Origin of the sequence: Corynebacterium sp. HMSC27B11 (assembly GCF_001815985.1) — a bacterium.
In the GTDB taxonomy this organism is placed as follows: Bacteria; Actinomycetota; Actinomycetes; order Mycobacteriales; family Mycobacteriaceae; genus Corynebacterium.
Map to the genome: position 1 here is coordinate 1 of NZ_KV823575.1, position 18,876 is coordinate 18,876.

Below are 18,876 nucleotides of genomic sequence, written 5' to 3' on the forward strand. Positions count from 1 at the left end.
TGTCCAACAAAATGTCCGCGTCCCCTTTTGACCCTTAACCCCCTAGACATAAAGAAATCCCCCGGCAGGGAAACCTGCCGGGGGATTATCAGTGGTGGGCCATCAGGGATTCGAACCCCGGACCCACTGATTAAGAGTCAGTTGCTCTAACCAACTGAGCTAATGGCCCATCTCGCTGCGAGGTGAACACTGCTTTGCATGTGCTCTCCGTGGCAACGAGATGAAACTATATTAGGCTTTTTGAAACTTGGCAAATCGCCTGGTCATGGCGCAGAAACAACGGTTTTATAACAGTGTTCTAAAACTTCCCACGTTGTACCTCCGGTTTGTCTGCCTGACCGGCTAAGCTAACCGGGTATTAGAAATTGCCAGCGGACCCGCCACCCACCGCGGTGGCAAAACCCGCGTGAACTGCTGCCGATCGTTTCCAATGCCGCCCACCGTGTGAGCGGACACCACTGGGGAAGGCTGGAAACCGGCAGCGCCCTACCAGGGAGCCCATGATGTTCTTTCTTTCACGAATCGGTCAGCGCCAGGCCGGACGTGTATTGAACCCCCGTCGCGCCATCGTCGGCGCCGTCGCAGCAGCCAGCCTTGTCACGCTCGGTGCGTGCACGATTGACACCGACCGTACGAAGGATGACACCCCGGCTACGGAAGAAGCGCAGGAGAAGAAGGTCGGAATCACCGCCTCCGTGAAGGACGGTGCCGAGGGCGTGAACCCCACCGAGACCGTGACGTTGGCCTCCGATAAGGCAATGTCCGACATCAGCCTGACCGATGGTGCGGGCAATGTCATCGAGGGCAAGCTCAACAAGGACAAGACCGAGTGGCGCAGCACGGGCGGGATGGAATACGGCTCGGCCTACACTCTCACGGCGACCAACGGCGAGACGGACCTGAATCAGACCTTCACCACGATTCAGCCCAACGTCCTGACCAACGCTTATCTCGCGCCGCTCGATGGGGCCACGGTGGGTGTGGGGCAGTCCATCGCGCTGAAGCTCGACGCCGTCCCCACAGATCGCAAGGCCGTCCAGGACGCGATCAGCATCAAGACCGAGCCGAAGGTGGAAGGAGCGTTCTACTGGATCAGCAACACTGAGGTCCGCTGGCGCCCGGAGAACTACTGGAAGCCCGGAACCACCGTCACCGTGGATGCGAAGCTGCGCGGCGTGGACCTCGGCGACGGCCTGTACTCCGCAGACAACCGCAAGGCGAAGTTCACCATCGGGGACGACATCCGCGCCGTCGTTGACGACGCCGCGAAGACGATGACCGTGACGAAGAACGGTCAGACGCTGAAGACGATGCCGACGTCCAACGGCCGTGATAACACGCAGTGGGCGACCCCGAACGGCGTCTACCAGATCGGCGACCAGTACGAGGCGCTGACGATGGACTCCAATACCTTCGGCTACTCCGAGGCTGAGGGCGGGTACGTCACGGACGTGTCCTATGCGACCCAGATGAGCTACTCCGGGATCTACATCCACGCAGCCCCATGGTCGGTGTGGGCGCAGGGCAGCCAGAACACCTCGCACGGCTGCATCAACCTGTCGATGGAGAACGCGAACTGGGTGTACCAGAACTTCAAGCGCGGGGACATCGTGACCGTGAAGAACTCCACGGGGCCCACGCTGCCGGGCTACGACGGCCTGGGGGACTGGAACATCGACTGGAAGACCTGGAAGGCCGGTAACGCCGGCGACGGCCCGCAGTACTAAAACGGAGGCTTAGGCGCGCCACGCCCGGGCCGCGGCCCGGGCGGTGACAGCGGCCTTGCGGGGTGCGGAAACCCGAATCCGGCCCGCCATGATTTCTTCGACGCTAGCCTGATCCAGCAGCTCGGTGAGCTCGGCGAACAGCGCGTGGGCGGCCGCAACTCCTGCCCGCGCGGTGGCCGGTAGCAGGCCGATGGCGCTCTCCGCCAGCGTGAGATCAGCGCGGATGTCCGCGATATAGTCGGCCTTCTGCTGCGCGGTCAGGGGAGCGGGGGCGGGGGTCTCGCGTGGGGTGGAACTGGTGGCGTTGTTCGTGTGAGACGGATCGCCCGGGCTGGCAGGCTGGTCGGTCATCGCCTCGCCCGAGACGTAGCTCCGGCCCAGCTTCTGGGTGTCCTCGGCCATGTCGCGGAGGAAATTCACTTTCTGAAAAGCCCGCCCCAAGGCCAGCGCTCCCTCGTTGGCCTGGCTGCGGCGCTGCGCGGACCACGGGCGCCCGCGACCGGCGGAGTCCGCAGCGAAGATGGCGTTGCACATCAGCCCAATGACCTCGGCGGAACCGTGGACATAAGAGTCGACGCTCGCGGCGTCGTGAACCGCGACGAGGGTGTCCTGGCGCATCGAGGTGAAGAAGTCCCGCAGGTCGGCGTCCTCGAGCCCGCACTCGTTGGCGGTGCGGGCGAAGGCGTGCAGCACCAGGTCCGTGCTGAAGCCGCGGTCGCAGGCCTGGTACACCGCCTGCTCGTAGGCATCGAGGCAGGCGCGGGTGGCCTCGGCGTTCAGTCCGGCACCGGCGGCGACCCCGTCGACGACCTCGTCTGCCACCCGCACCATGGCGTAGAGGTTGCGCACGTGGGTGCGCACCGGCTCGCGCAGCAGGGAGGAGGCCATCGAAAAGCTGGTGGAATATCCCCTAATGACCTCAGCAGCCGCGCGCTGGGATACGGTGGCGTACTTCTCCGCGGGGCTGGGGTGCGGACGGTGGGGGAGCTTCATGATGGATCTGACTCTAGCCCACCGGGTGCAGCCGACCATCGCCCGCATCTTCTGGGCAGCCCCGCGTAGGCTGGTGGTGCTCCAGCGGGGGCGCTCCCTGCGCTCACGCTAAGGAAAGCGAAGCAAGAAAAAGAGAAAGGGATGAGCAGTCATGGCTGCACAGGTTTACAAGGTTGAGGGCATGAGCTGCGGGCACTGCGAGGCCGCGGTGACCGAGGAGCTCTCCGCGCTGGGTGGGCTCAGCGACATCGCTGTGTCCGCTGAGAAGGGCACCGCCACTTTCGATAACGACGGCTCCGTCAGCGAGGAGCAGATCATCGCCGCTATCGACGAGGCTGGCTACGACGCGGCGCGCGCCTAAACCTGCTGGCGCTGTTGCCGGTTCCTCCGGTTCCGCGTGACCAGGTAGGCCACCGAGCCGAGAAACGGAAACACCAGGATCGCGAGGAACCACAGCAGGGCGGCTCGGGGCGTGTTCTGATCCTTAAACAACAGGATCAGCGCAGTTGCTAGCAATACGACCCAAGCGACCGCCAGCCCTGCCCACAAGAGGTCATATGCCGGCGGAATCGTGTTATCGCCCTCCATGGGGAGGGAGTCCCCAGCGGCGAGAATAAGCTTCATGACCTCTAACTATAATGCCGCGGGGCCCGAATGCAGGGGTTGAATGCTTAGGGGGCAGGGGGAGGGTTCGCGCTCGTTTGCGGAAGGTCTCGCAGCAACGCAAAGTCCCCGGCAGGTGAATCCTGCCGGGGACTTTCTCTGGGGTGACTGACGGGACTCGAACCCGCGACACCCAGGATCACAACCTGGTGCTCTACCAGCTGAACTACAGTCACCATCACTGCTCTAAGACAGCGAGAACTATATTAGGCCAGAACCAGAAAAGCGCCAAAACGCCAGCGTGGAAGCCTCAGAACCTGCCGACATCCCGCCGCGCAACCGCGCAACAGTGACCCCGTGGAACGCGGCGTCGTCGTCCCCTGGACGAGGAGCGCAGTGACGGCGAGGAATCGACGAGGGCGAGCACCGAACGATTTCCCTGGCCTAGGCCCAGGGCTCAACCGCAGCCTCCGCCGCCGCGAGGATCTGCCCCTTATCCGGGCCGGGCGCGTCGACCATGATCGCGTGCCGGTAGAACGCGAGCTCCTGGATCGACTCCTGGATATCAGCCAGAGCGCGGTGGGAAAGCCCCTTCTGCGGCTGGCCCGCGTACACCTTGGGGTACCAGCGGCGCGCGAGTTCCTTGATGCTGGAGACGTCGATCATGCGGTAGTGCAGGAACTCGTCCAGCTTCGGCATGTACTTCGCGATGAAGCGGCGATCCGTGCCGATGGAGTTGCCTGCCAGTGGTGCGGCCCGCTCGACCTCCACGTAACGCTGCACGTACTCCAGCACCTGCTGCTCCGCCTCCACGAGGGAGAGCGTGGACTCGCGGATCTGCTCCGTCAGCCCCGAGCGGGCGTGCATGTTCTGCACGAAGTCATCCATCTCGGCGAGCTCGTCCTCGGTTGCGTGGATGACCAGGTCGATACCCTCGTCGAGGGGTCGCAGTTCGGCGTCGGTGACGATCACCGCAATCTCCACCAGGACGTGGCGGTCGGGATCCAGGCCCGTCATCTCGCAGTCTGCCCAGACGATGCGGTCGTTCTTCGCTACCTGATTGGGGGTGGACACTGTGCTCCTTGGGCTCCTTCGTGCTTGCTTTCTTTTAGTTCTGCTTCTTCTTCGCCGCTTCCTCCGCCGCGACCTCGGCCGCCATCTTGCGGTAGAGCTTCGCCATGATCGGCGCGCTCACGCGGCGCGGGACGTAGGTGGACAGGAAGTTCATCGCCTTCGACAGCGGACCAGGGACGACGCGCAGCTTGTTCGCGGCCAGCGCCTCCAGTGTTTCGATGGCGCAGTCCTCGTAGGTGGTCCAGACGAAGTCCGGCACAGCCCGATCCACGCCGGTCTTCTTCTCTTCCTCCTTGACCTCCTCGCGCACGGGGCCTGGCGCCAGCAGCGTGCACTTGATGCCCTTGGGCTTCAGCTCGTAGTGCAGGGCCTCGGTGTAGGTGTTGACCATGGCCTTGGTGCCCACGTAGGTCGCGTTGCCAGGGATCGCCATATTTCCGGCCGCGGAGCCGACGTTGACGATGCCCCCCTCACCGCGGGCCAACATCCGAGGAAGGACGGCGGCGGTGAGCTCGAACAGGGCGGTGGCGTTCAGCTCGAACTGGGCGCGTTCCCCGCCGTAGTCGAGGTCGGTGAAGTCACCGAAGGTAGCGATGCCGGCGGAGTTGATGAGGACGTTGACATCCAGGTCCTCGACCTCGGCGATGAGCTCCGCGCGGGCGGCGGCGTCGGAAAGATCGACGGAGCGGATGCGGACGTCCCGGCCGGGCAGCTGCTCGGCGATGGCCTCCATCGGCCCGGTGGAGCGGGCGACGAGGATGAGGTCGTGGCCGCGACGCCCCAGCTCGAGGGCCAGGGCCTCGCCAATGCCGGAGGACGCGCCGGTGACGAGGGCGAAAGTGCCAGCCCGGGGGTGGGGGATGCTGTGCTCGGTGGTCAAGAAGGCTCCTCACGTTGGCGGATGGGTGCGCAGGGCCAAGCCTGCGCGGGGGTTCTTGCTCACCGCCGCAAGCCACGCGAGTGTGTGCGGGCGGCGAGTGTTAAGAACCGTGCTGCGTCAATCCTAGGCGACCGCTGCCAGCGAGGTAGCCGACCCTTCAAAGCACAAAGCGCCCCCGGCAGGATTCGAACCCGCGACACATGGGGTAGAAACCCACTGCTCTAATCCACTGAGCTACGGAGGCAAGTAGCAGGCGTATTCCCGGCCCCGGGTGCTGCCACGCACCATAGGTTAGTTGATGCCTGGGGAAATGGTAATCAGCAGGTCGGGGGGTATTGTGTGAGACATGTCTGCGCCTGTGAAGAACGCCGCCGCCCCCGCCCAATCGGGGAGCGGTGCACAGAAACTAGGCCCGCCGATCCTCGTCTACATTGCCGCCGCGCTCGTGGCTGGCATCGTCGGCGCCGTCATCAGCGTTGAGTTCTTGGGCGAATCCCTCGCCGCCCTCGGCGTGCCGGATCCGGGTACCGCGACGACCTTCGGCCTGCCCTTCCTGCGTTCCGCCGCCACCCTGATCGGTTGCATGGGCGTGGGCGGGTTCCTGATGAGCGCCTTCGGCGCCCCGCCGCGCAAGGACGGCTACCTGGATTACGACGGCTACGCCGCAGCCCGTACCGGCCAGTGGGGAATGTTCCTGTGGGCCGTGTGCGCTCTGTTCCTGATTCCGTTGTACATGTCCGATGTTTCGGGCTCGCCGCTGAAGGAAACCCTGAAGCCAGATCTGTGGGGTGTGGCGATCCAGCAGGTGTCCACGGCGAAGGCCTTCCTTGCAGTGGCGATCATCGCTGGCCTGACCTGGTTCTTCTCCCTGCTGACCCGCAAGTGGATCTGGCAGCCGGTCTTCCTGGCCCTGGCGCTGTGCACGATGATCCCCCTTGCGCTGGATGGGCACTCTGCCTCGGGCGGTAACCATGACTTTGGCGTGAACTCCCTGCTGTGGCATGTGATGGCCACCGCTGTGTGGGTTGGTGGTCTGATGGCCCTGGTCGCGCACGCGAAGCGCCGCGGCCCGCACCTGGCGCTGATTACGAAGCGCTATAGCTTCGTGGCCTTCTGGGCTTTCGTCGCGGTGGTTCTTTCCGGCCTGGTGAACGCTGCGATCCGCGTGCGCTTCTCCGAGTGGCTGACCACCGACTACGGCCTGGTCATCACCGCCAAGGCGGTGCTCGGCATCGTCCTGCTGGTGTGTGGTTACCTGCACCGCAAGTCGGTCATCCCGAAGCTGGAGGCCGCCGAGGGGGAGGGCGGTGGCTCCACCGCCGAGGCGCGTAAGGCGTTTAGCCGCCTGGCTATCGGCGAGGTCCTGGTCATGGCGGGTGCTATCGGCGTGGCCATCTCCCTGTCCCGCATTCCGCCCCCGCTGCCGCAGCAGATCGAGATCACCACGATGGACATCCTGCTGGGCTTCCGCATCACCGAACCGCCGAACTACCTGCACATGTTCGGCATGTTCCGCCTGGACTTGATCTACGGCGTGGGCGCGATCATCCTTCAAGTCCTGTACATGTGGGCCTGGTTCACGCTGCGCAAGAAGGGGCAGGATTGGCCACTCAACCGCCTGCTGTGGTGGACTGCCGGCAACGTCTTCCTCCTCTACGCCACGAGCTCCGGGCTGGGCATGTACGCGATGGCGATGTTCTCCCCGCACATGCTGCAGCACATGATCCTGGCCATGCTGGTCCCGATCTGTTGGGCGCTCGGTGGCCCGATGACCCTCTTCCTGCGAGCACTTCCCGCTGCCGGTCGCGACGGGGTGCCGGGGCCGCGCGAGTGGTTGGTGGTGTTCATCAACAACCCGATTTCGCGCTTCTGGACCCACCCCATCGTCGCGGGCATCCAGTTCGTCGTGGGCTTCTACTGGCTGTACCTGTCCACCCTCTTCGACTGGATGGGCAGCAACCACTCCGGCCACCTGTTCATGATCGGGCACTTCCTGATCTCCGGGTACATCTACTTCTGGGTGATCATCGGTGTGGACGCCGCCCCGCGCCACATCTCCGCGTTCAACAAGATGCTGGTGCTCTTCGGTTCCGTGGTTTTCCACGCCTGGTTCGGCATCGCCCTGATGCAGATGCGCAGTCCGATGAATGCGGACTTCTACCAGCGGCTGGACTTCCCCTTCGCGTTGGACATCCTCCACGACCAGTGGGTGGGTGGCGCGATCGCCTGGGGCCTGGGCGAGCTGCCGTTGCTGATCGTCTCCATCGCCCACGGTGTGCAGTGGTACCGCTCCGAGGACCGGGAGGCGAAGCGCTACGACCGTCACCAGGACCGCACTGGTGGCCAGGACCTGCAGGCCTATAACGCGATGTTGGCCAGCATGGCCGGCGAGGGCGGGGACTTCGGCGAGAAGGAGTACTACACCGCCGACTACGAGACCGAGTCCGTGCAGAGCCAGCTGCACACCGAGAAGCAGCGCCGCCGCAAACAGGTCCGCCGCCGCAAGGGGCAGAAGTTCACCGATCTGCCGTCCCCGGAGTACGGCGCGAACATCCCGGGTGCTTATGGCCAGGCCCCGCGGTCGCAGCGCCCGGCCCCGGACTCCGGTACTAGGTCCGACGACGCCTCCACCGAGGACGCCGACTAGCCCCGTCACCGTTTCTTTCGAGGACGTCACCAGCCCCGCCTGGTGGCGTCCCTTGCTTTGTTATTCACTGTGGCCTGCAGGGCACGGCGGCGGGGATGTCGCGGCGGGCGCGGGCCGTCAAGAGTCACATGAGTGGTTCTGTGGAATTCTCACATGCCGGGAATGCTATCCACAGCGTGGCTCCGCGAATCAGGTGTGCTGGCTGGGGCATTCGGTAAACCAATGGCTACGCGCCGCAGCAGAATCCGCGGCGTGGTGCTCAAAGAAGGACCTACCGGCGGGGGAGCTAACTGCCGGTGGGGGACAAGCAATTCACGCGAAGAAGGAGTGGTCCACGATGAGCAGCCAGATGGCAACGATTCACCTCACCGGAAACATGGTGAGCAACCCGGAAATGAAGCACCGCACCGAGGACGCAGCGATGGCCGTGTTCCGCATGGCGGTTAACCACCGCTACCAGGACCGCAACGGCCAGTGGGTGGACGGCAGCCCCACCTTCGTCACGGTGCAGTGCTGGGGGAGGCTGGCCCAGAATGTGGTGAGTGATGGCTACAAGGGCATGCCGGTCGTGGTGGTCGGTCGGCTCTACCAGTCCACGTGGACGGCGCAGGATAGCGGGGAGAAGCGCTCCGCGTTGCGGATCCGGGCCAGCCATGTCGGCGCGGACATGGGCCTGCGCCGGGTGACGGTCACACGCGAGGAGCCGGTGGGCAATAAGCAGCAGTCCGATCAGGACGGCGCCGATGCGGCCACGTCGCAGGCCGATGACTCGTCGGCGGAAGACGCGGCTTCGGGAAGCGGCAACGAGGAGCGCGAGCTGGTTGGCGCGGCGGCGCCACCGTTCTAAAAGCAACTTGTGCTTGGGGGCTGCGGAATCGGGGGATCCGCAGGTAGCGGGGGAGACAACGGCCGGGGCGAAAGGGGGCGCCCCGGCCGTTGGTCTTGCAGTAGGAGCTGAATCAGAGAGGGCGGCAGCGGAATCTTGAAATCGGTGCCGAACACGTAGACTATGGGGCAGCGATTTATCGAACTTTTTCTTCAACGGAAAGGCTGAAGTAGTTCACCGTGGGCGAATTTATTTACACCATGAAGAACGTGCGCAAGACGCACGGCGACAAGGTCATCCTCGATGACGTCACGATGATGTTTTACCCGGGCGCCAAGATCGGCGTCGTGGGACCCAATGGCGCCGGTAAGTCCTCGATCCTGAAGATCATGGCGGGCCTGGACCAGCCCTCCAACGGTGAGGCCTTCCACGACCCGGGCGCGACCGTGGGCATCCTGCAGCAGGAGCCGCCGCTGAACGAGGAGAAGACGGTCCGCGAGAACGTCGAAGAGGGCCTGGGCGACATCTTCGAAAAGAAGCAGCGCTTCGAGCAGATCGCCGAGGAGATGGCGACCAACTACACCGACGAGCTCATGGAAGAGATGGGCAAGCTCCAGGAGGAGCTCGACGCCGCCGATGCCTGGGAGGTCGACTCCAAGATCGAGCAGGCCATGGAGGCCCTGCGCTGCCCGCCGTCCGACGAGCCGGTGACCAACCTCTCCGGTGGTGAGCGCCGCCGCGTGGCCCTGGCGAAGCTGCTGCTCTCCGAGCCGGATCTGCTGCTGCTCGACGAGCCGACCAACCACCTGGACGCGGAGTCCGTCCTGTGGCTGGAGAAGCACCTGGCCGACTACAAGGGTGCCGTCCTGGCCGTGACCCACGACCGCTACTTCCTGGACCACGTCGCAGGCTGGATCTGTGAGGTCGACCGCGGCAAGCTCTACCCCTACGAGGGCAACTACTCCACCTACCTGGAGACCAAGGCCAAGCGCCTCGAGGTCGCGGGTAAGAAGGACGCCAAGCTGCAGAAGCGCCTGAAGGAAGAGCTGGCTTGGGTCCGCTCCGGCGCCAAGGCCCGCCAGGCGAAGAACAAGGCCCGCCTCGAGCGCTACGAGGAGATGGCTGCGGAGGCCGAGCAGTACCGCAAGCTCGACTTCGAGGAAATCCAGATCCCGACCCCACCGCGCCTGGGCAACCAGGTTGTGGAGGTCAAGAACCTCACCAAGGGCTTCGGCGACCGCGTCCTGATTAAGGATCTCTCCTTCACTCTGCCGCGCAACGGCATCGTCGGCGTTATCGGTCCGAACGGTGTGGGTAAGACGACGCTGTTCAAGACCATCGTTGGTCTGGAGGAGCCGGACTCCGGCGAGGTCAAGGTCGGTTCCACCGTGCAGCTGAGCTACGTGGACCAGAACCGTGAGAACATCGACCCGGAGAAGACCGTGTGGGAGGTCGTCTCCGACGGCCTGGACTACATCGTCGTCGGCCAGAACGAGATGCCATCCCGCGCGTACCTCTCCGCATTCGGCTTCAAGGGTGCGGACCAGCAGAAGCCGTCCAAGGTGCTCTCCGGTGGTGAGCGCAACCGCCTGAACCTCGCGCTGACGCTGAAGCAGGGCGGCAACCTGATCCTGCTGGATGAGCCCACCAACGACCTCGACGTCGAGACCCTCGGCTCCCTGGAGAACGCGCTGCAGAAGTTCCCGGGCTGCGCCGTCGTGATTTCCCACGACCGCTGGTTCCTGGACCGCACCTGTACCCACATCCTCGCCTGGGAGGGCAACGTTGCTGAGGGCCAGTGGTACTGGTTCGAGGGCAACTTCGAGGACTACGAGAAGAACAAGGTCGAGCGCCTCGGCCCGGAGGCGGCGCGTCCGTCCCGCGTCACGCACCGCCGCCTGACCCGCTAAGCGCTTAGCCCGCTAAGCAGGGGCTTTGCTGCTCGCGCTGTACTAGCGTGGGCGGTATGACCCCGTTGCGTTCAATCTCCGATACCCCCATCACCGAGCTGCCTGGCTATCAGCGCAACTTCGCTCCCGGCCGGCTGTCGGTGGGGCTCTCCCTGCCCATCGGGCGCCGCGACAGCGAACGCCCCACGGAGGTAGCCAACCCAGCAGGATCGGGGAGTAGTGCAGATCCCGCCGCCGACCTCGCCGAACAGCTACGCCGGATTCGTCTCGCCGAGGACGGCGGCTTTTCTGCTGTCTGGGCACGCGACATCCCCCTGAGCGTGGAGACCTTCGGCGACGACGGGCAGGTCTACGACCCCTGGATGTACCTGAGTTACATCGCCGCGCAGACCTCGACAATCGCGCTGGGGACCGCAGTGATCGTCGTCCCCTTCCAACACCCCCTGTTGATGGCCAAGCGGGCGGCAAGCCTGGACCGCTTGAGTGGCGGGCGTTTCCTCATGGGTATCGCCACCGGCGACCGCCCGGAAGAGTTCCCCGCATTCAACCAAGAGCAGGGCGCCAGGGACGAACGCTTCCGCGAGCACCTCGCCGTCTACACCAAGGCACTGCGCACCAGCATGCGCCCAATCCGATGGTCCGAAGGAAAAGTCGGCGGCGCCGAAGTGCTCCCCAAACCCACCGCCCACCACGTGCCCGTGTTGGCCACCGGCTCCTGTCAGCAGAGCCTGGAGTGGAAAGCCGAGCACACTGACGGCTGGTTCATGTACCACAAGGGACTCGCCATCCAACAGAAGAACGTCGAGCAGTGGCGCGCAGCCGTCGTCGACGCGTGCGGGGAAGGTGCCTTCAAACCCTTCCTGGAGGCGATGTGGATCGACCTGCACGAGGATCCGGACACCCCAGCCCAGGGCGGAACCTTCGGCTACCGGCTCGGGCGAAATACCCTGGTCTCCCTGCTGAACTCCCAACGGGAGATCGGGATCAACCACGTCAGCATCAACCTGCTGGGCTCCACGCGCCGAGCCGGCGAGCAGATCGAAGAGATCGCCGAGTACGTCCTTCCGAAGGTGACCGGATAGCTACCTCAGCCCGCAACGGACGTCCCACCAGGAGCGGGAACCACAGCTCACAGGAAAAAGAAAGGAAGACCATGCCGAAGAAGATCGCGCCCCGCGTCCTGTCCTGGGCATCCATCCTCGATGAGGGGACCGAACAGCAGGCCATCGACCTGGCCACGCTGGACATCGTCACCCCGCACGTCGCACTCATGCCGGATGCCCACTTCGGCATGGGAAGCGCCGTGGGCACCGTCATCCCCACCGCAGGGGCGGTCATCCCCGCAGCGGTCGGCGTGGATATCGGCTGCGGCATGATCGCCGCCCGCACGAAGTACACGGAAGCAGACATCGCTGGCCTCGACCTCGTCGCCCTGCGCGATGAACTGGAACGCGCGATTCCGCTCTCGCCGGGCAACTACAACAAGAAGATCCAGCTGGACCACACCGCACGCCGGATCGCGGAGCTGGAGGAGCACGCCAAACGCGACGGGGTGGACCTGTCCCACTCCCCGAAGTGGCGCGAGCAGCTCGGCTCCCTGGGCGGCGGCAATCACTTCATTGAACTGTGCATCGACGAACTGGGTCGGGTCTGGTGCTTCCTGCACTCCGGCTCCCGCGGAGTGGGGAACAAGATCGCGCAGAAGCACATCCGCATCGCCCAGCAGCAATGCGCCGAGGCGGGCATCGAGCTGCCGCACCGCGACCACGCCTACCTGCGGGAGGGCACCCCGGAATTCGATCAGTACATCGCCGAGCTGCACTGGGCGCAGTCCTTCGCCCTGGCCAACCGCGAGGAGATGATGGACCGCTTCGTTGACCAGTTGGCCCGCGCGATGGGGGTGCAGGGCGCGACGGGGCAGGGCAACGCCGAAAATGGCGCGGTGGAAGTCGAGCGCATCAACACCCACCACAACTACACCGAACCCGTGGAGATCGACGGGAACACGCTGTGGCTGACCCGGAAGGGGGCGATCAACGCGGAAGCTGGCCGCCCGGGCCTTATCCCCGGCAGCATGGGTGCGCGCTCCTACGTCACCCGCGGCAAGGGAAACCCGCAGGCTTTCTGGTCGGCCCCACACGGCGCCGGCCGGGTGCTCTCGCGCCGGGCGGCGAAGAAGCGCTATACCGCCGAGGATCTTGACCAGCGGATGTCCGGCATCGTCTACCGACCGGGCGCGGCGTGGGTGGACGAGATCCCGGACGCCTATAAGCCCATCGATCAGGTGATGGCGGACGCCCGCGACCTGGTCGAGGTCGTCCACGAGCTGCGCCAGGTGCTGAACCTCAAGGGCACATAGCCTTAGGCGTGTGGTTAGGCTGGTGGCCATGAGTGTGCAGCTGCGAATGGTGAACAAGGCCCCGCGCTCCGTGGCGCGTCGAATCGCAAGTGTGGCGGAGCGGGTGCTGAGCATGGACCCCGAGGCGCTCGCTCGGCTGCGCCCATTGCCGGATGGCTTGGACATTTTCTTCTCCACCCCACTTGGTTGCGCTCTCAGCCAGCGCTTGCCCGGGGCGGTGCTGGACGGACAGGACGACGACGCCGACTCGACCGTCGTGCGGGCCGCCGCCCTGAAGGATGCGCTGCAGCAGTGGGCGGGCTCCGCGGGCACCGATGGCGGGCCAGGTGAATCCGACGCCACCTTCGATCTGGGCACCAGCGTGGACATGATGTGGCTGGGCGCCCTGCCACCCGTCAGCGGTTTCCAGCTGGTGGATTGGGTGCCCGCCGAGGTTCTGCGGGAGGTTTACCGCGAGATGGAGGAGGAGCACGAGCTGCGCGGCGGGCCCGCGGGGCTAGCCCCTTCGATGCTGGACCAGGAGCTGGTGGAGGTCACCAGCGAGGCTGGGCAGGGCTCTTCCGGGGCGACCTCGAACGGAGATCCGGCCGGGGGAGCAACACCCCAGCTGGTGAACATCACCGGCCGGATGGTCGCCACGGCCGGGGCGACGGGCGTCATCAACCCACCGCCAGCCGCGCTGCAGGAGAAGTACCCAGGGCGCCAACTCGACGTGGTGCGGGTGGCCGCCACCGGATCCTGGATCCGGCTGGACGGGGTCTTCGGCACCCTCTATGCGCCGCGCCCCGGGGGACTGGCGCGTCTGCCTTAGGCGTCCCAGGAGCGGCCGGAGCGCATGGTCGGCTCGTTGACCAGCATCTGCGCTACTCGCTCCATGTGATCCCACATTGCGGCTCGGTGCTCGGCCGGCAGGGTCTCTTCGTCCACGGTCTCCATGGCATTAGCCATGAGCTCCAGCCAGCGGTCGCGAGCCGCCTCGTCGATGTGGAACTGGGCGTGGCGCATCCGCAGGCGGGGGTGGCCGCGCTTCTCGTTGAAGGTCTCCGGCCCGCCCCAGTACTGCGCGAGGAACCAGCGCAGCCGGTCCTCAGCACCCGCCATGTCGTCGGCTGGGTACATCGGGCCCAGGATGTCGTCGTCCTTCACCTGCTTATAAAACTCGGACACGATGGTGCGGAAGGTTTCCTCGCCCCCAACTGCATCATAAAAAGTGCCCATTGTTCCTCAACTTTTCCTCTCTGGGGTGCCTGCCATTCGGGCCACCCATCGGTGCACGCGAACGGGGCCGGAGCCCCCGCCGCGGCTGGTTCTTTCCTCCCGAGACTAGCGTTTTCCCGGCTGTAGCCGCGGGCCGTCTAGTCTCGAGCTGGCTCCGGCACCACGTCTTAAGCCACTACTCGGTGGCGTCGAAAGCCTGGGCGGTCTTGGCGCGAGCCACTCGGTCGCGGCCCTCCCGCAGGGTGCGGCGCAATCCGGCCGGGGTATCCGGGGCTTCGATCAGCTCCGCAACCTGGCGGTCCGTCTCCTCGCTGAGGTCCCAGGCCGGGTAGATGCCGGAGAGGGTGCGCAGTGCCATCTCGGGGCTGAGCTCCTCCCACATGCGGGCGGCATTGGCCACGTAGCTAGGGCCAAAGGGCTGCAGCAGCTCACCCTGACCGATCCGGGTCAGCCCCGCCATGCGGTGGCGCAGCGCGAGGTTGGAGAGCTGCGGGCCACGCTGCGTGATCTCCTCCCACACTGCGGCCTTGACCTCGGCGGTCGGGACGGCCGAGCGTGCCTCCAGCGCTAGCATCGCACCGGAGGAGGATGCATCGCGGGTCTCCTCCTCGGCGATTCGCGCGTCCACCTGCTCTTCGGATTCCCCGCTTTCGTCCTGGCTGGCCGCCAGGGCGATGAGGAACTGCCAGCGCAGGTCCTGGTCGATCTCCAGCCCCGGCGCATAGTTCGCCGCGTCTCCGCCGAGCAGCTCCTGCAAGATCTGGGCGGACTCGGCGCTGTGGACGCTGTGTGCAAACGCGCGGGCGAAGGCCAGCTGCGCCTGGCCAGTGGTTTCCTTCATGCCGCGCAGGAAGGCCTCGCGCAGCAGTTCCCAGCCCTGCTGGCGCCACTGCGGGGCAGCGTAGGTGCTCACCGCCACGCGGGACTGCGCGAGGACCTGCTCCAGCACCGCCATCTCGGTCTCCGCGACCGCACCACGCGCGACGAGTGCCACGAAGTCGCGGGCCTTCATCTGAGCATTTCGGGTCATGTTCCAGGCCGCGGACCAGATCAGGGAGCGCGGCATCGGGTCGGCGATCGCGGTGATGTTTTCGGTCGCCACCTTGAGGGAATCCGCGTCCAGCTCGATGAAGGCGTAGCTCAGGTCGTCGTCGTTGACGATGACGAGCTCGCCCGCCGGGGTTCCATCTAGCTCCGGGATCGCGGTGGTCGGCCCAGCGACGTCGGCGTCCACGCGGGTGATGCGGCTGAGCTGCCCGTCGTCGTCGGTGCGGTAGATGCCGATGCCGATGCGGTGGGTACGGGTTTCGCCGGCCCCCGGGGCCGCCCCGCTCTGCTCGACGGCGAAGTTCCGGTAGGCGCCATCGACGACATCGAAGCTGGCCTTGAGCGTGTTGATGCCGGTGGTCTTTAACCACTGATCCGCCCAGTCCGACAGGTCCCGGCCGCTGGAGCGCTCCAGCGCGGAGAGCAGGTCGTCGAAGGTGGCGTTTTCCCAGGCGTGTGCCGCGAAGTGGGTGCGCACCCCGGCGAAGAAGGCCTCCAGGCCCACGTAGGCGGCGAGCTGCTTGAGCACGCTTGCGCCCTTGGCGTAGGTGATGCCGTCGAAGTTGGCGTCCACGGTGACGATATCGGAGGCATCGGTGAACACCGGGTGGGTGGTGGAGAGCTGGTCCTGGGCGTAGGCCCATGCCTTTTCTTTATTGCCGAAGGTCACCCAGGCGGTGTCGAAGCGGGTGGCATTGGCCTGGCTCATGGCAGCGGACCAGGTGGCGAAGGACTCGTTGAGCCACAGGTCATCCCACCAGGTCATCGTCACCAGGTCGCCGAACCACATGTGCGCCAGCTCGTGGAGGATCGTGTCCGCGCGGCGCTCGTACTCATAGTGGCTGGCCGCAGATCGGAAGACGTACTCGTCGCGGATCGTCACCACGCCTGCGTTCTCCATCGCGCCCATGTTGTACTCCGGGCAGAACACCTGGTCGTACTTGTAGAAGGGATAAGCGATGCCGAAGTGCTCGGAGTAGTAGTCGAAGCCCTGCTTCGTGACGGCGAACAGCTCCTCAGCGTCCAGGTGCTCGGCCAGGGACTGCCGGCAGTACAGGCCCAGCGGAACGGTCTGGGAACCGCTGTTCTGGATCTCGCCACGGGTGCGCGCTGCCACCAGCGCATCGTCGGAGGTCTCCGGGTGAGCGGTGATCTCGCCGCGCCACTCGTCGGTGACTTCGTGCCACGGGCCAACGCAGAAGGCGATCAGGTAGGTGGACAGCAGGTAGTCCACCTCCGCGCGGTGGAGCACCGTGTCGCCCTCGGCCTCGGTGGCGACCACGTTATTCGTCACGACGCGCCACGGCTGCGGGGTACGCACGCTCAGCGAGTAGGTGGCCTTGATGTCCGGTTGGTCGAAGCAGGCGAAGACACGCTTCGCGTCGGCGGTCTCGAACTGGGAGTAGAGGTAAATATTGCCGTCCGCAGGGTCCTGGAAGCGGTGCAGACCCTCGCCCGTGACGGAATAATCGCCCAGCGCGTCCACCACCAGCTGGTGCTCGCCCTCGGCAAGATCAGCAAGGACGATGCCCGCGGTGGCGTCGTAGTCGCCGGTACCGATGGCCTGCTCGGTGATGTCCTTCCCATCGAGGTGGACGGAGTTCACCTCGCGCGCCCGGAAATCCACGAAGGTGGAGCCAGCGCCAGAGTGGAAGTCGATCGTGGTGCGGCTTGGGAACTGCTCGCGCTGCATATCCTCGCCGGCAGAAAGGTCCAGCTCCACGGTGTAGTGGACATCGGAGATCAGCTCGGCGCGGGCCTGAGCTTCGGTCTGAGTGAGATTCGTTGAAGTCATGCGCTCCACCCTACGCGCGGGCCCGGACACGGATTTCCGCTCCTTGCACCCGAGGGCGTCGTCGTTAAGAAAAACGTGGGGACCGGCGAGATGTATACAGTGGCGGGAAGAACAGAAGAAGAAAAGGAAAGGAACCCGCCGTGGCCACCACGAACGAGCTGAACATGTACTTCGACGTCACCTGCCCCTTCGCCTGGGTGACCAGCCGCTGGCTGCTGGAGGTGGAGAAGGTCCGCGACGTGAAGGTGAACTTCATCCCGATGAGCCTGTCCGTCCTCAACGATGGCCGCGACCTCGACCCCGCCTACATGGACCGCATGGAGGCAGCTTGGGCACCGGCGCTGGCTGCAGCCGCGATCTACACCAAGCACCCGGATCAGATCGCCGATTACTACACCCTGATGGGCGAGGCCATCCACAACGAGAACCGCGGCGAGCGGGATTACATCGGTTGCTACGACGACCTCATCGCCGAGGTCGTGGAGAAGCTCGACCTGCCGGAGGGCTTCATCGACCGCATCGGGCTGCGCCCCCACGCCGAGAACGCATTCCTCGACGAACTGAAGGAGACCCACCGGCACGGTATCTCCCTGGTTGGCGACGAGGTCGGCACCCCGATCGTGGACATCGATGGCCGCGGCTTCTTCGGCCCTGTGCTGACCCGCGTGCCGAAGGGGGAGCAGGCAGGCGAGCTTTTCGACGCCTCCGTCACCCTGGGTAGCTACCCGCACTTCTTCGAGCTCAAGCGGACCCGCACGGAGGATCCGAGCGCCACGGAGACTGCGGTAGGCTAAAGATCATGCGAATTTATCTTGGTGCCGATCACGCCGGTTTTGACATGAAAAACCTCATCGCAGACCACCTCAAGGCCGCTGGCCACGAGGTGATTGACTGCGGTGCACACACCTACGACGCGAACGACGACTACCCGGCTTTCTGCATCGAGGCAGCCCGCCGGGTCGTTGCCGACGAGGGCTCCCTGGGCATCGTCCTGGGCGGTTCCGGCAACGGCGAGCAGATCGCCGCGAACAAGGTGCCGGGCGCGCGCTGCGCGCTGGCCTGGTCCGTGGAGACCGCGAAGCTCGCCCGCGAGCACAACAATGCCCAGCTCATCGGCCTGGGCGGCCGGATGCACTCCGAGGAGGAGGCGCTGGCCATCGTGGACGCCTTCATCGCCCAGGAGTGGAGCGAGGCGGAGCGCCACCAGCGTCGCATCGACATCCTCGCCGAGTACGAGAAGACCGGTGAGGCTCCGGCTCTCCCGGAGGCCTAAACTCCACGGCTCACCCCGGTGGCGCCGGTTGGGTAGTTGACCGCGCTATCGTGTAGGGTGTCTATCCACAGCAAGCTTCGTGCTCACGCCGGGCCGGCATGATGCGAAGATTGCTTTCTGGGAACGTCGTATAGTGGCTAATACCTCAGCCTTCCAAGCTGAAGACGCGGGTTCGATTCCCGTCGTTCCCTCCACTCTGACCAGCGGTTATAGCGGGGGATTCCAGACTGCGCATAGCGGTTTGGACTTTCCTCAGGGCTAACGTATGGTTAGAGCGCACGCAACGCGAGCTTAGGTTCGCGAAAGTGTGGCCGGGGCATGGCGCAGTTTGGTAGCGCACTCGCTTTGGGAGCGAGGGGTCGCAGGTTCAAATCCTGTTGCCCCGACGGCAAAGGTTCACCCCTAGTCTTCGGACTAGGGGTTTTCTTGTGTCCTAGGCTCGTCTTAAGTTCTAGTGGTCGTTGCAACACTGATCTGAAGGGTTAAGGGTCAAAAAGTGTGTCTGGCCCGGCGTGTCGTGGGGG

General features: G+C 65.1%; 16 protein-coding genes and 5 tRNA genes. 12 read left to right on the top strand and 9 right to left on the bottom strand.

Annotated elements, in window-relative coordinates; genetic code table 11:
• Window positions 1–92 precede the first annotated feature (92 nt).
• A tRNA-Lys gene (locus HMPREF3097_RS08225) sits at window positions 93–169 on the bottom strand.
• Window positions 170–503: 334 nt separating this feature from the next.
• On the opposite strand from HMPREF3097_RS08225, the gene HMPREF3097_RS08230 reads away from it, so the two are divergent.
• Window positions 504–1,727, top strand: coding sequence for a L,D-transpeptidase (locus tag HMPREF3097_RS08230; protein ID WP_070761863.1), 1,224 nt, complete (start codon window positions 504–506; stop codon window positions 1,725–1,727).
• Between the two features lie 9 nt (window positions 1,728–1,736).
• On the opposite strand, the gene HMPREF3097_RS08235 is transcribed toward HMPREF3097_RS08230, so the two are convergent.
• Window positions 1,737–2,720 (bottom strand): phytoene/squalene synthase family protein, encoded by a 984-nt coding sequence (locus HMPREF3097_RS08235; RefSeq protein ID WP_246821343.1) that lies wholly within the window; start codon window positions 2,718–2,720, stop codon window positions 1,737–1,739.
• A 151-nt stretch (window positions 2,721–2,871) separates the two neighbouring features.
• Here HMPREF3097_RS08235 and HMPREF3097_RS08240 point away from each other — a divergent pair, with 151 nt between their 5' ends.
• The gene (locus HMPREF3097_RS08240; protein WP_070758802.1) at window positions 2,872–3,081 is read left to right on the top strand and encodes a heavy-metal-associated domain-containing protein; all 210 of its coding nucleotides are present in this window, start codon (window positions 2,872–2,874) and stop codon (window positions 3,079–3,081) included.
• Here HMPREF3097_RS08240 and HMPREF3097_RS08245 read toward each other — a convergent pair.
• The 5 genes from HMPREF3097_RS08245 to HMPREF3097_RS08265 form a co-directional block, all read right to left on the bottom strand.
• On the bottom strand, window positions 3,078–3,344 hold the full coding sequence (locus HMPREF3097_RS08245) for a PLDc N-terminal domain-containing protein (protein WP_070761857.1): 267 nt from the start codon (window positions 3,342–3,344) through the stop codon (window positions 3,078–3,080). The two genes, HMPREF3097_RS08240 and HMPREF3097_RS08245, sit on opposite strands and share 4 nt — an antisense overlap.
• Before the next feature lie 139 nt (window positions 3,345–3,483).
• Window positions 3,484–3,559: transfer RNA gene (locus HMPREF3097_RS08250), tRNA-His, on the bottom strand.
• Window positions 3,560–3,767: 208 nt separating this feature from the next.
• Entirely contained in the window at window positions 3,768–4,397 is a 630-nt protein-coding gene (orn, locus tag HMPREF3097_RS08255) for an oligoribonuclease (protein WP_070761858.1), read from the bottom strand.
• Window positions 4,398–4,431: 34 nt separating this feature from the next.
• Complete coding sequence (gene cmrA, locus HMPREF3097_RS08260; protein WP_070758800.1) at window positions 4,432–5,277, bottom strand: mycolate reductase; 846 nt, start codon at window positions 5,275–5,277, stop codon at window positions 4,432–4,434.
• Between the two features lie 170 nt (window positions 5,278–5,447).
• A tRNA-Arg gene (locus HMPREF3097_RS08265) sits at window positions 5,448–5,521 on the bottom strand.
• Between the two features lie 102 nt (window positions 5,522–5,623).
• Between HMPREF3097_RS08265 and HMPREF3097_RS08270 the strand changes: the two genes are divergently transcribed.
• The 6 genes from HMPREF3097_RS08270 (at window position 5,624) to HMPREF3097_RS08295 (ending at window position 13,830) form a co-directional block, all read left to right on the top strand.
• Window positions 5,624–7,924, top strand: a complete 2,301-nt coding sequence (locus tag HMPREF3097_RS08270) for a bifunctional copper resistance protein CopD/cytochrome c oxidase assembly protein (protein WP_070761859.1) — start codon at window positions 5,624–5,626, stop codon at window positions 7,922–7,924.
• A gap of 337 nt (window positions 7,925–8,261) precedes the next feature.
• Window positions 8,262–8,771, top strand: coding sequence for a single-stranded DNA-binding protein (locus HMPREF3097_RS08275; protein WP_246821344.1), 510 nt, complete (start codon window positions 8,262–8,264; stop codon window positions 8,769–8,771).
• Window positions 8,772–8,989: 218 nt separating this feature from the next.
• Window positions 8,990–10,660 carry an energy-dependent translational throttle protein EttA gene (ettA, locus tag HMPREF3097_RS08280; RefSeq protein WP_012360637.1) on the top strand — a complete coding sequence of 557 codons (1,671 nt, stop codon included), beginning with the start codon at window positions 8,990–8,992 and terminating at the stop codon, window positions 10,658–10,660.
• Window positions 10,661–10,716: 56 nt separating this feature from the next.
• Window positions 10,717–11,742, top strand: a complete 1,026-nt coding sequence (locus HMPREF3097_RS08285; RefSeq protein ID WP_070761861.1) for an LLM class oxidoreductase — start codon at window positions 10,717–10,719, stop codon at window positions 11,740–11,742.
• A gap of 71 nt (window positions 11,743–11,813) precedes the next feature.
• Window positions 11,814–13,019, top strand: a complete 1,206-nt coding sequence (locus HMPREF3097_RS08290; protein ID WP_070761862.1) for an RtcB family protein — start codon at window positions 11,814–11,816, stop codon at window positions 13,017–13,019.
• Between the two features lie 28 nt (window positions 13,020–13,047).
• A complete protein-coding gene (locus tag HMPREF3097_RS08295) occupies window positions 13,048–13,830 on the top strand; it encodes a DUF8185 domain-containing protein (protein ID WP_246818052.1) in 783 nt (260 codons plus the stop codon).
• Here HMPREF3097_RS08295 and HMPREF3097_RS08300 read toward each other — a convergent pair.
• Together HMPREF3097_RS08300 and pepN are read right to left on the bottom strand one after the other, a co-directional pair.
• A complete protein-coding gene (locus tag HMPREF3097_RS08300; RefSeq protein ID WP_083317324.1) occupies window positions 13,827–14,237 on the bottom strand; it encodes a globin in 411 nt (136 codons plus the stop codon). The two genes, HMPREF3097_RS08295 and HMPREF3097_RS08300, sit on opposite strands and share 4 nt — an antisense overlap.
• 175 nt (window positions 14,238–14,412) lie before the next feature.
• Entirely contained in the window at window positions 14,413–17,079 is a 2,667-nt protein-coding gene (gene pepN / locus HMPREF3097_RS08305; RefSeq protein ID WP_070761864.1) for an aminopeptidase N, read from the bottom strand.
• A gap of 140 nt (window positions 17,080–17,219) precedes the next feature.
• Here pepN and HMPREF3097_RS08310 point away from each other — a divergent pair, with 140 nt between their 5' ends.
• The 4 genes from HMPREF3097_RS08310 (at window position 17,220) to HMPREF3097_RS08325 (ending at window position 18,738) form a co-directional block, all read left to right on the top strand.
• Window positions 17,220–17,873, top strand: a complete 654-nt coding sequence (locus HMPREF3097_RS08310) for a mycothiol-dependent nitroreductase Rv2466c family protein (RefSeq protein WP_070758670.1) — start codon at window positions 17,220–17,222, stop codon at window positions 17,871–17,873.
• 5 nt (window positions 17,874–17,878) lie between these two features.
• A complete protein-coding gene (locus tag HMPREF3097_RS08315) occupies window positions 17,879–18,352 on the top strand; it encodes a ribose-5-phosphate isomerase (RefSeq protein ID WP_012360630.1) in 474 nt (157 codons plus the stop codon).
• 119 nt (window positions 18,353–18,471) lie between these two features.
• Window positions 18,472–18,546 (top strand) — tRNA-Gly (locus HMPREF3097_RS08320).
• Between the two features lie 118 nt (window positions 18,547–18,664).
• Window positions 18,665–18,738: transfer RNA gene (locus tag HMPREF3097_RS08325), tRNA-Pro, on the top strand.
• Window positions 18,739–18,876 lie beyond the last annotated feature (138 nt).